Raw genomic sequence first — 10,662 nt, 5'->3', positions numbered from 1 at the left:
CAGCGCCGCCGTCGATGAACGCCTTATAGGACTACCCCCTCCGGACTGTCAACGACCGTTTTGGAGATTTTTCACGAAACCGTCGTCGAGATCGTCAACCCTCGGGTTTCCAGGGGTTTCGGCGGTGGATAACTTCAGCGCCGCAATTGAGCCATAATGCGCAGGCTTCGTTTTGCGATCCTGGGAGCCATTCCCGGGCCCGTCCATCGAAGCGCCCCGCGTCTCAGTCGTTTATCGCAACCGAAAACGGATCGGCCGCCCCTTTATGCCCCTCGATGCGAATAGGCGCCTCGTTTCCGCTCTGGCGGAGGTCGACTGGACCGACATCGGCGATCAGCCGGCCATAGAGGCCGACGGCCAGCGCCACTCCCCTCTCGACCGTCGGCGCGTCTCCATTCGTTGGCTCGCCGGCACTGTGCTCACCGGCCTGTCCGGGGCGCTGCTCATCAGCTCGGCGGCCTATACGGCGCTCGATCATCAGTCGCGCTTCGCCGAGGCGCCGACGCGGGCGCAGCTCGGCCACAAGGACGAGAAGGACAGTCAGGTCGTCAATCCCAAGAAGGGCGACCGCATCGTCCGCTCGGTGGACATCGTCGCCGCCAAGCAGACCTTCAAGACCACGACCACCTCCCGCGCCGGCGAGAAGGAGGTGATGCGCACGCGCGCCTACACGCATGTAGCGACGACGCTGACGCTCGCGCCGACCAGCTTCGCGGAGGAGGTTCCCGCTTTCAATCCGCTCAAGCTGCTGGCGGATTCGCGCAACGCCGCCGATAGCGCGGCCGAGCCGGACATTGCGCCGGACGACGCCGAGGTCTCCTTCGTCACCCGGGATTTCGCCGCCGGGGAGCCGGAACGGCAGAGCGCCGCGCTTTCGCTCGAGGAATGTCAGGCGCAGGTCGCCGAGCAGGCCAAATCGCAGCTCGCCTCGGGCGCCAAGCCCGCCCTGCCCCTGCCCGGCCAATTGCTGCTGTCGCGCACCAGCCGCGCCTCGCTCGATCCGCAGGCGCTCGCCTATGCGGCGGCGGGAACGCCCTCCGTCACGGCGCCCTTTTCGGCGATCGAGGTGCGCATGGTGCCGGAGAATGTGACCTTGGCGCCGCGCTCGGCCGGGCCGCAGCCGACGCAGATGGACGAGAAGCTCATCGTGCTCCGCCGCGGCGAGACTCTGGTCGACGCGCTTCTCGCCAATGGCGTGCCCAAGGCCAGCATCGGCGCGGTGGCTGCGGCTTTCGGGGCCAAGCGCGTCGAGACGGCGGCCCGCGAGGGCCAGAAAGTCAAGCTGCTCTTCGCGGATTTCGATGGCTCGGGCGCCAATCTCCAGCTCGCGCGCATCTCGATCTACACGGATGATCGGCTGGAGACGATGGTCGCGGCGACCGATCGCGGAACCTTCCTGCAGGTGACGGCCCCCTCCAATTTGGCCAAGGTCGGGCGACGCGGCTCCGCCGGCATAGAGGAGGACGGCGGCGACGGCGACGATGATCCCGGCGGCATGCGCCTCTATGATTCGCTCTACGAAACCGCGTTGAAGCAGGACGTTCCACGGCCGATCATCAATGATCTCGTGCGCATATTCGCCAATGATCTCGATCTGCAGCGCGGCGTGAACGGCGGCGATTCGCTCGATGTCCTCTATGACGAGAATGAGGAAGGCTCCGGACGCGAGGCGCTGCTCTACGCCTCCATCACGACGCGCAACGAGACCTTTCGCTATTACCGCTATCAGACGACCGACGACGGCCTCGTCGACTATTATGACGAGAACGGCCGCTCGAGCCGCAAATTCCTGGTGCGCAAGCCGATCGCCGCGGGCGAGACGCGGTCCGGCTTCGGCATGCGCCGCCATCCGATCCTCGGCTATTACAAGATGCATACGGGCGTCGATTGGGCTGCGCCGATCGGCACGCCCATTCTGGCGGCGGGCAATGGCGTGGTGGTGGAGGCCGGCTGGCACAGCGGCTACGGCCGCCGCGTCGAGATCCAGCACGCCAATGGCTATTCGACCGCCTATAATCACATGTCCGGCTTCGCGCGCGGCATTCGCGAGGGGCTGCGCATAAAGCAGGGCCAGATCGTCGGATTTTTGGGCTCGTCCGGCCTCTCGACCGGCCCGCATCTCCATTACGAGGTGATGGTCAACGGGCATTTCGTCGATCCGATGCGCGTGAAGCTAGCGCGCACGCGCGAGTTCGACGGTCGGCTGCTCGCCGATTTCAAGCGCGAGCGCGACCGCATCGATCAGCTGATGGCCAAGGCGCCGAACAATCCCCATGTCGCCACGCGACAGGGGCGCTGAGGCCAGGGCGATCGGGTGAAGGCCAATCCTCCCCCTCATGCTGAGGAGCGCCCGAAGGGCGCGTCTCGAAGCGCGAGGGGGAGCTCCAGATGGCCGCGCATGAAGGTTTCCTCGTCCTTCGAGACGCCGCTTCGCGGCTCCTCAGGATGAGGAAACCTTCAACCCATCGCCCTTGGCGCTGAGGCTCCGAGGTCTCACGCCGAGGCCTCGCCGCCGCGTCGCCAAAAGGCGGCGGCCAGCGCGCCGAGCACGATGACCGCCAAAATCAGGAACAGCGCCGATTGCTTGAACCAGGCGATGGCCGGCACGGCGACCGCCATGGCGAGGCCGAGCACGGCTATGTCGAAGGAAACCTGAATACCGGCGACGAATGTGCCGAGCGCCAGCAGCAGCAGCAGAGCGAGCCCGGTCGCCGGCGCATTGAGGAAGCTGTTCACGCTCGGCCAGAGCACGATGTTCATGGCGACGAGAAACGCCGCCCAATGCAGCGCCTGCGTGCGCGCGAGTATAAAGCGCGCCTGGCGATCCGGAGCCTGGCGCCAGCCTATGGCGACGCAGGCGACGCCGATCGCGACGCCCAGAAACTCCCAATAGCCATAGAGCGGCTGCTGGGCGAGGCTCGTATAGGCGACGCCGAAAATCGCCAGACCGAGCACGATGAGATAGGGCGCCTTGCGCTTCAGCCAGGCGCCCGCCCGCGCCGCGACGGCTTGCTCTCCGAATTCCGGCGCGACGCTATAGTCGTTCATCTTTGTCCCCTGCCTTTGAAGGCATGGCCGCCGAAGGCGGACATGCGCACCCCTGCCCTTGAAGGCATGCCGCCCAAAGGCGGACATGCGCGCTCGAATGGGTTCTATCGCGTCAACGCACGGGAACGCGGACACGCCGGCGGAACAGGCTGCGATGCGTCACCGGACCGCGCACATGGCTGCGCGGACGCTGCACGCGCGGCGTATGGGACGGGCGCACGAATTGCCGCTCCTGCGCCTCGGCTTCGGACGGCGCGACGACGGCGGCGAGCGGCGCGGCGACCAGCGCCGCCAGAAGGCCCGCGGCGAAAGCGCGGCGGGAGAAATTTTCGTCCTTGTTTTCCTCTGTGGTCGACATCTCATCTCTCCAATTCGTCCGAAAACGCTTGCGGAGAATTAGCGCTCGGCGCGCTTTCGACAATCGCGGGGCGTTTCCCCAAGACGGCGGCGCTCTACCTTTTCTCGCGAGCGTATGCGCGATGAATGGGCGCGAATGAACGGGAGTGGCAATGGGAGAGCGAGCGGCCGACACGGCGGCGGTCATCGTCATCGCATTCGTGATGCTGGCGGCCTTCTCGATCGGCCAATCCGTGCTGGAGCCGGTCGTCTTCGCGCTCTTCATCATCGCGCTCATCTGGCCATTGCAGCAATGGCTGCAGAAGATGACGCCGCGGCCGGTGGCGCTCACTTTCAGCATTCTCATCGCGCTTGGCGTCATGATCGCTCTGTCCTCGCTGATCGTGTGGAGCGGCGGCGAGATCGTCGATTGGTTCGTCCGCAATATCGAGCGCGTGAAGGCCGCCTTCGAGAATGCGACGAAATGGCTGGAGGCGCATGATATTTTCGTCGCCTCGCTGATCACCGAGCATTTCAACGCCGCCTGGGTGCTGGCGCTGCTGCGCGCGGCGGCGACCCGCGTCAACATATTCGTCGGCTTCGCGCTGGTGGTGCTGATCTATGTGATCATGGGCCTCGCCGAAGCCGGCGGATTCGAGAAGAAGCTCGCCGCCTCCCGCAGCGAGGCGACGGCGCGCTCGCTGCTGCAAGCCGGCGCGAACATCGCCACAAAGCTGCGCCGCTACATGCTGGTGCGCACAGTGGCGAGCCTCGCCACCGGCGCGGTCGTCTTCCTCTTCGCTCTGGCGATCGGCCTCGATCTCGCCGCGGCCTGGGGCGTGCTGACCTTCGCCTTGAATTATTTGCCCTATATCGGCCCGGCCGTGGCGACCCTGCTGCCCGCGCTCTTCGCCTATGCGCAATTCGACTCGGGCCAGATGGCGCTTCTCGTGCTCGGCGTGCTGGCGTTTGTTCAGCTCGTCATCGGCAGCGGGCTGGAGCCGGCCTTCTCCGGCTCGGCGCTGGCCATGTCGCCGACGGTCGTCGTCTTCTCCGTCCTGCTATGGACCTTTCTCTGGGGCCTGCCGGGCGCCTTCATCGGCGTGCCGATCGCCATCGCCTTTCTGACGCTCTGCGATCAATTCCCGTCGAGCCGCTGGGTCGCGGCGCTGCTCTCCGACAAAGGGCCGCGCGACGAGGGCTGAGCCTCAATCGACCACGGGCTGCGGCGGAAAGGGGAAGTCGGCGAAGCCCTGCTCGACCGAGGCGCGCCGCAGCTGCGTGAGGCTGTCCTGCGCCTCCTTCTCCGTATCGAAGCCCGGGCAGGTCAGCGGCCCGAAGCGGAAGCGATGCGAAGCCTCGAGACTCTGGCGATAGGCGGTCACCGTCGCGCCGTCCCAAAAATCGGCCTCGCGCACCTGATCGTGAACGACGACCTTGGTCCCGCCCAATAGGCCATGGGTGAAGCAATAGCCGTAATTGGCATGGGCGGCGGAGGTCGTGGCCGCCAGGGCGGCCAGGACGGCGAGCAATGTCCTCACGGGATGTTCCTCCGCGGAAAGGCGGGAGATTTAAACTCGAGTAAACATGCATGATTTGATCCGGGACGACAAGCGCCGCATCCGCCCCGACCGTCACGGCAGATCGAGCATGGCCCGCACATCGGCCGGCGTCGCGCCCTCGGCCCGCAACTCCCGCAGCGGCTTGGAGAGCCGGCTCTTGGCGAGCTTGCGGCCGTCCTCTTCCAGCACCAGCGCATGATGGCGGTAGGCCGGCGCCGGCAGGCCGAGCAATTCCTGCAGCAGCCGATGAATCCGGGTCGCCTCATAGAGGTCCCTGCCCCGCACCACATCGGTCACGCCCTGCAAGGCGTCGTCGACGGTGACGGCGATGTGATAGCTCGTCCCAATGTCCTTGCGCGCCAGCACGACGTCGCCCCACTCCTGCGGCGCGGCGACGATCTCCTTCCCATGCTCGCGCCACGAGACCTCGCCGCCGACGAGCGCCGCGGCTTTCGCCATGTCGAGCCGCAGATTGGCGCCGGCGCGCGCGAGCGTCTTGCCGCGGCAGGTTCCTGGATAGAGCGGCGCGCCGTCGAGATCGCGCTCCCGACTCGCGCGGGCGATATCGGCGCGCGAGCAGACGCACGGATAGAGCAGTCCCAGCGCGTCGAGCGTCGCGAGCGCAGCGGCGTAGTCGTCCAAATGCTCGGATTGGCGGCGGACCGGCTCCTCCCAGGAAAGGCCGAGCCAGGCGAGATCCTCATAGATCGCGGCCTCGAGCTCCGGCCGCGCCCGCCCCTGGTCGATATCCTCTATCCGCAGCAGGAAGCGGCCGCCCTCGCGCTGCGCGAGATCGAAATCGAGCAGCGCCGAATAGGCGTGGCCGAGATGGAGATAGCCATTGGGCGACGGCGCGAAACGAAAGATTTTTCTCGCGTCTGCGCGGCTCGCGTCCTCGCTCATTCGCGCCGCCTCGCTCAGCCGACCTTTCCGACGAGCTCCGCCTTCTCCCGCACAATGTCGCGCGCGGCGGCGAAGGCCGCCTCTATGTCGAGATCGGTGGTGTCGAGCCGCGTGGCGTCATCGGCGATTTTCAACGGCGCCGAGCTGCGGCCGCTGTCGCGCTCGTCGCGCCGGCGGATATCCTCGAGAATATGCGCATAATCGACGCGCTCGCCGCGCGAGGCGAGCTCCAGCGCGCGGCGCTGCGCGCGCTTCTCGGCGCTGGCGGTGACGAAAATCTTCACCACAGCGTCGGGGCAGATCACCGTCCCTATGTCGCGCCCGTCCAGCACCGCGCCTTCCGAGCGCGACGCGAAGCTGCGCTGCATCTCGATGAGCGCCGCGCGCACCTGCGGAATGGCGGCGACGACGGAAGACGCCTCGCCCAATTCGCGCGAGCGCAGCCGCGCCTCGTCGAAATCGCAGAGCGCGAGGCCGCGCGCGGCCTCCACAGCGGCGCGAATATCGTCGAGCGCGCGACCATCGTCGAGCAGCGCGCAGGCGGTGGCGCGATAGAGCAGGCCGGTGTCGAGATGCGGCAGGCCGAAATGCGCCGCGAGCCGGCGCGCCAGCGTGCCCTTCCCCGAGGCCGCCGGCCCGTCTATGGCGATGACAAGTCCCCGTTCAGGCAAAGCGAGCCCCCAGCCCTTCCATCAGGGCGCGAAAATTCGGAAAGCTCGTGGCGATCATGCGATCATCGTCCACCACCGCAGGCGCGTCGGCGCCGAGCCCCATGACGAGAAAGCTCATCGCGATGCGATGGTCGAGATGCGTCTCGACATTTCCCCCGCCTTTCACGCGGCCAGCCCCGCCGCGCACGATGAGATCGTCGCCGACGATCTCGCAATCGACGCCATTGGCCTTAAGCCCCGCGGCGATCGCCTCGAGACGATCGGACTCCTTCACCCGCAGCTCGGAGAGCCCGCGCATGCGCGTCTCGCCCTCGGCGAAAGCGGCGGCCACCGCCAGGATCGGATATTCGTCGATCATCGACGGCGCGCGCGCCGCCGGCACATCCACGCCGGTGAGGCGGGAGGCGGTCACGCGAATATCTGCGACCTCCTCGCCGCCCTCCTCTCGGACGTTCTCGAGCGCGATTTTCGCGCCCATCTCGGCGAGCGTGGTGAGGAGCCCGCAGCGCAGCGGATTGGTCATCACCCCTTCGACCACGATCTCCGAGCCCTCGGCGATCAGCGCCGCGACAATGGGGAAAGCCGCGGAGGACGGATCGGCCGGCACGCGCACCAGGCTCGGGCGCAGCTCGGGCCTTCCCTCCAGCGTCACCTTGCGCCCATGCTCGCCATAAGGCTCGCTGACGACGCGGGCGCCGAAATGGATCAGCATTTTTTCCGTATGGTCGCGCGAGGCCTCGTTCTCGATGACCACAGTGCGGCCCGGCGAGTTGAGCCCGGCCAGCAGCACGGCGGATTTGATCTGCGCCGAGGCGACCGGCGTCTTATATTCGATCGGCAGAGGCTCAGCGGTTCCCTGCAGCAGAATGGGGCAGCGCCCGCCCTCCGCCTGCTCCAGCACGCGGGCGCCCTGCAGGACCAGCGGATCGAGAATGCGGCGCATCGGCCGCTTGCGCAGCGAGGCGTCGCCATCGAAACGCGCGGTGATCGGATGGCCGCCGACGACGCCCATCATCAGCCGCGAGCCGGTGCCGGCATTGCCGAAATCCAGCGTCTCGCGCGGCTCCAGCAGCGAGCCGAGGCCCGGCCCGCGCACGCTCCAGCTACCCGGCCCGAGCCGCTCGATGCGCGCGCCGAGCTTGCGACAGGCTTCGCCGGTGCGCAGCACGTCGTCGCCCTCGAGCAGCCCCTCGACCCGCGTCTCGCCCACCGCCAGCGTCCCGAGGATCAGCGAGCGATGCGAGACGGATTTATCGCCGGGCGGGCGGCAGCGTCCGGAGAGCCGCGCGCGCAAGGCGCTGAGCGGCGAGGGGGAATGTTCGGCGTCGGTGTGCAATCTGGCTCGATCTCCGGCCGCGGCGCCGTTTCCCATGGCCCGCGCGGCATCGGCATATACAACGCGCGCCGCCGCGTCACAAATGCCGCGCGCAGGCGAGAGTGCGGGAGGCCGCGAGCCCGGGCGGCGGGGAGCCCCTGCCCCAGGACTCCCAGCGTCATGGCCGCGCTCGTCGCGGCCATCCACGCCGCGACGACCTAAGGAGGATTCAAAGAATGAACGGAACAACGCCGCGTCGTCTCCCCACGCGTCGCAATGTCCCGGCGTGGATGCCCGCGACGAGCGCGGGCATGACGTGGCTGTCGGTTTCGGAGCCCATGGGCCATGCTTCCTCGTCGACCTTCCCCAAACGGGAAAGTCGCGTCATTTCCAGACCTTCGCGCGAGTTCCATAGTGAATGCGAATTACAAGCTTATTCTAAATAATATTCATTAACTTTCCTTCTACAAATTGATCTGGACGCCAACCTTTCAACAGACGCTCAACAAGATAAGTATCGATTGCGCCGATACCTAATCCTGCTAACGCTCCTTCAGATGGCGAGAAAGCTAATCCAGCCGCAATTCCTAATCCGCCGGTCGTTACCCACCGGAGTGTTTTTCCGGGTAAACTTTCTATCCAGCTAGCCCGTGTAATTGCGCTAACGTATTCACCTAGAAGCGACTCATCTGGATTTCCGCTTGCCAACCACGCCTTAAACTTTCGGCCCCTTGAAACCGCATCGAGAATATCAGAAAATTGCACGTTACCACTATTTATAGCAAAACGTATATTTTTTCCATCTTTAAATACATGCTCTTGAAATAAATCTATCTCTTGCACATCGCGCTCCCGACGCCTAATTAGATCAAGAAACTTTCTTTTCATTAGGATCGAAGAAATATTATCACATACGTATCCAGACATATACATGCTAGCAAAATATGCGTCCGCTCTCGTGCTGAACATGCACGCGGCTACCAGCTCCTTATTTAGAGCGCCGTCTTCTTGGCCTCGAACTTTTCGATATTCTGAGTCGACCACAGAAAAGTCGATGTTAGAGTCGATCACAAACCCATCGTCCCCTAGATCAATCGCACGAAACTTCCATCCCTGATCAATGGATGCTGATGGCGCTAACATGGAAATTGTAGCGATTGCCGCATCACGGGCGTAGGCTTGGTCTGCAATGTCTGCTCTGGCCCCGGCGATCAGAGCGACTGCGTCTTCTCGCTTCAAAATATGGCTTGATGTTCGGTCAATTAAGTTCTTAGCAAACTGTCTATTGGCACGATCTTGACCACATTTGCGTAAAATTACATCTTCTATTTCCTCTCTGACGGAGTGAATTTTTTTATCTTTTGTTCCCCCGACGTGGAAATCACAAAAATTGTGGACCGACAAGCCGTTTTTTGTGTTTGTGACCGTTCCAAAGGCATCTCTGTGGTATGACAATTTCAATCCAAATTCGTCGTGAAGTCTGATAATTGTATCTTTATCTAGGACATCTAGCAGGGCTAGAAGACTGCCGCGATCCAGCAGAAGAAGAACGTCTTTGTAAAATAAAAGTGTTTCGCCTAGCAAACCAAGGTCGAATTTATTGCGTGTTAGGCAGCGGTGAATGGTTACTTGATTGAACATCGCGGCTTCTGTTGTAAGGCTGTTATAGGGTTCGCTCGCGGAGGGTATCACGGTCGACGGGAGCGTTCCACCGCTTCGCTAGCGCGTTATGCGATGACCGCTCCGGGTCGTACGCCAAAAATCCCAAGCCCCCGAACACCGCCCCTTGACACATCCTGAAAATATTCCTATATCCCTTCCACCTCCGCCCATGAAGGGCGCGTTTCTCGGGTCAGGGAGCGCGGGCGGGGGGCGGCTCCATCCGGGATGGCGACCCCCGTCCATGGACAGGCAGCGCGTCGCCGGACGGCGTTCTTCTCCCGTCCATAGGGAGAAACAAGAACCGCTCCGTGATCCCAGGCCGTCGGACTCGATCGCGTCTTGATCGAGAAACCCCAGGATTCGCGGGTTCGACCAAGCCTCGGGATGTCGACGAGAACGACAACCGCGTTTCGGGACGCTCCGGCCCCGGATGATTTCCTCGCGCACCGGCCGAAGGGGCCGGAGCGTCCCGAGCCGCCCTTCCCCCCCCCCCACGCCGCGAGGCGCCGGGGCGCGCCCGCGCGTGCTGAATTTGTTCCTAGCAGCCTGCGCCCGCATCCGAAAGCCGAGGGCGCGCGTCAGAGCGCGGCCTTCGACGCATCTGCGGCATCGCCCGGCGCGCCGACTTCCGTCAGACAATCGCGCCAGCGCGCCACGAAAGCGTCGAAAGACGCGGAATCGGCGAAGATCACATCGACATGCCACTCCACTGTCTCGACGCCCTCCTCCCACAGCCGGCTCTCCGGGCGCCAATGAAAGGACGGCCAGGCCGGGTTGCGATAGGCGGGGCTCGCCGGATAATCCGGCGGATGCAGCGAGGGACGGCCGAGCAGATCGATCAGCCATTGCATGATCTGCGGCAGAAAGGTGCAGCCGAAGGAGACGCCATGGCGATGAACGCGATGCACATCGCGCAAAATAGTCTGCTGAATCAAAGCCAGAGCCGGCGGCTGATCGGCCGCGCGAAACTCTCGGAGCACGAGAAGCCGAAAGCCGCGCTCCAACATTTGCGCCGGAACGGCGCGGACGTCCCCGGCCTGCTCGTGCTCGTGCATCGCGACCCTCGCTCGCCCGGCGGAGCCGGGATGCGCTCTCCGCACGCAAGCCCCATGCCCGCCCCCCACGATCGGACAACAATCCTCCCCTTCATGCTGAGGAGCGCCCG

At 64.5% G+C, this 10,662-nt stretch carries 10 protein-coding genes; 2 read left to right on the top strand and 8 right to left on the bottom strand.

Going from position 1 to position 10,662, the window contains the following annotated elements:
• The first annotated feature begins 265 nt into the window (after nt 1-265).
• Nucleotides 266-2,299, top strand: a complete 2,034-nt coding sequence (locus tag A1351_RS21260) for a M23 family metallopeptidase (protein ID WP_024879522.1) — start codon at nt 266-268, stop codon at nt 2,297-2,299.
• Nucleotides 2,300-2,493: 194 nt separating this feature from the next.
• On the opposite strand, the gene A1351_RS21255 is transcribed toward A1351_RS21260, so the two are convergent.
• Nucleotides 2,494-3,048, bottom strand: coding sequence for a hypothetical protein (locus tag A1351_RS21255; RefSeq protein WP_026598224.1), 555 nt, complete (start codon nt 3,046-3,048; stop codon nt 2,494-2,496).
• Nucleotides 3,049-3,160: 112 nt separating this feature from the next.
• Nucleotides 3,161-3,406, bottom strand: coding sequence for a hypothetical protein (locus A1351_RS21250; RefSeq protein ID WP_024879520.1), 246 nt, complete (start codon nt 3,404-3,406; stop codon nt 3,161-3,163).
• Between the two features lie 151 nt (nt 3,407-3,557).
• Between A1351_RS21250 and A1351_RS21245 the strand changes: the two genes are divergently transcribed.
• Nucleotides 3,558-4,589 (top strand): AI-2E family transporter, encoded by a 1,032-nt coding sequence (locus A1351_RS21245; protein WP_024879519.1) that lies wholly within the window; start codon nt 3,558-3,560, stop codon nt 4,587-4,589.
• Nucleotides 4,590-4,592: 3 nt separating this feature from the next.
• Here A1351_RS21245 and A1351_RS21240 read toward each other — a convergent pair whose 3' ends face one another.
• The 6 genes from A1351_RS21240 to A1351_RS21220 all read right to left on the bottom strand — a co-directional run bounded on the left by A1351_RS21240 (nt 4,593) and on the right by A1351_RS21220 (nt 10,552).
• On the bottom strand, nt 4,593-4,925 hold the full coding sequence (locus A1351_RS21240) for a hypothetical protein (RefSeq protein WP_157096425.1): 333 nt from the start codon (nt 4,923-4,925) through the stop codon (nt 4,593-4,595).
• A 93-nt stretch (nt 4,926-5,018) separates the two neighbouring features.
• Nucleotides 5,019-5,849, bottom strand: a complete 831-nt coding sequence (gluQRS, locus tag A1351_RS21235; protein ID WP_064033852.1) for a tRNA glutamyl-Q(34) synthetase GluQRS — start codon at nt 5,847-5,849, stop codon at nt 5,019-5,021.
• 14 nt (nt 5,850-5,863) lie between these two features.
• Nucleotides 5,864-6,520, bottom strand: a complete 657-nt coding sequence (gene cmk / locus A1351_RS21230; protein ID WP_024879516.1) for a (d)CMP kinase — start codon at nt 6,518-6,520, stop codon at nt 5,864-5,866.
• Nucleotides 6,513-7,892 carry a 3-phosphoshikimate 1-carboxyvinyltransferase gene (gene aroA, locus A1351_RS21225; protein ID WP_064033851.1) on the bottom strand — a complete coding sequence of 460 codons (1,380 nt, stop codon included), beginning with the start codon at nt 7,890-7,892 and terminating at the stop codon, nt 6,513-6,515. Before aroA ends, cmk begins: the two co-directional genes overlap by 8 nt.
• Nucleotides 7,893-8,273: 381 nt before the next feature.
• Nucleotides 8,274-9,476, bottom strand: a complete 1,203-nt coding sequence (locus A1351_RS24960) for a hypothetical protein (RefSeq protein ID WP_157096422.1) — start codon at nt 9,474-9,476, stop codon at nt 8,274-8,276.
• Nucleotides 9,477-10,075: 599 nt separating this feature from the next.
• Nucleotides 10,076-10,552 carry a hypothetical protein gene (locus A1351_RS21220; protein ID WP_064033850.1) on the bottom strand — a complete coding sequence of 159 codons (477 nt, stop codon included), beginning with the start codon at nt 10,550-10,552 and terminating at the stop codon, nt 10,076-10,078.
• Nucleotides 10,553-10,662 lie beyond the last annotated feature (110 nt).

Origin of the sequence: Methylosinus sp. R-45379 (genome assembly GCF_001644125.1) — a bacterium.
Lineage (GTDB): Bacteria > Pseudomonadota > Alphaproteobacteria > Rhizobiales > Beijerinckiaceae > Methylosinus.
Note: the sequence above shows the minus strand (reverse complement) of the source record. Positions and strands in the feature narration are given on the sequence as shown.

What these genes read in the sequence shown, in the direction of transcription:
- A1351_RS21260 (WP_024879522.1), top strand. Translation starts at nt 266, where the DNA reads ATGCCCCTCGATGCGAATAGGCGCCTCGTTTCCGCTCTGGCGGAGGTC.
- A1351_RS21255 (WP_026598224.1), bottom strand. Translation starts at nt 3,048, where the DNA reads ATGAACGACTATAGCGTCGCGCCGGAATTCGGAGAGCAAGCCGTCGCG.
- A1351_RS21250 (WP_024879520.1), bottom strand. Translation starts at nt 3,406, where the DNA reads ATGTCGACCACAGAGGAAAACAAGGACGAAAATTTCTCCCGCCGCGCT.
- A1351_RS21245 (WP_024879519.1), top strand. Translation starts at nt 3,558, where the DNA reads ATGGGAGAGCGAGCGGCCGACACGGCGGCGGTCATCGTCATCGCATTC.
- gluQRS (WP_064033852.1), bottom strand. Translation starts at nt 5,849, where the DNA reads ATGAGCGAGGACGCGAGCCGCGCAGACGCGAGAAAAATCTTTCGTTTC.
- aroA (WP_064033851.1), bottom strand. Translation starts at nt 7,892, where the DNA reads ATGGGAAACGGCGCCGCGGCCGGAGATCGAGCCAGATTGCACACCGAC.
- A1351_RS24960 (WP_157096422.1), bottom strand. Translation starts at nt 9,476, where the DNA reads ATGTTCAATCAAGTAACCATTCACCGCTGCCTAACACGCAATAAATTC.
- A1351_RS21220 (WP_064033850.1), bottom strand. Translation starts at nt 10,552, where the DNA reads ATGCACGAGCACGAGCAGGCCGGGGACGTCCGCGCCGTTCCGGCGCAA.